The organism is Rhizobium sp. SVR5-9E, from assembly GCF_056755095.1.
In genome coordinates, this window is sequence record NZ_JBNDHS010000466.1 from 1 (window position 1) to 264 (window position 264).

General features: G+C 42.8%; 1 protein-coding gene. It reads right to left on the reverse strand.

Translation table 11 applies throughout. The features are described from left to right. Positions 1 to 264, reverse strand: a 264-nt coding sequence (locus ACPYOJ_RS35645; protein ID WP_481420428.1) for an AIM24 family protein, incomplete at both ends; no start/stop codon positions are given.

Sequence of the window (264 nt, forward strand, 5' to 3'; positions counted from 1 at the left end):
GCATTAGGATCTGTAAAAACCGGTGCATCGGGTGTAACCATTAAAGTTAAAGGTTCTCCGTGCGTTGTGATGGCAATATGTCCCGTTCCTGGTAATCGCACCTGGAAAAGCCCGCCAGACATCACTCCGGCAATACTTTTCAACATCGTGATATCACTTTTTACGCTTTGTTCATGAGCAAGTACATCGTTTCCGTTGACGCAAACCGATTCATTGTTTAAATAAAGGATGCGTACTTTTTTACCTTCGTCAGCGACATATAAT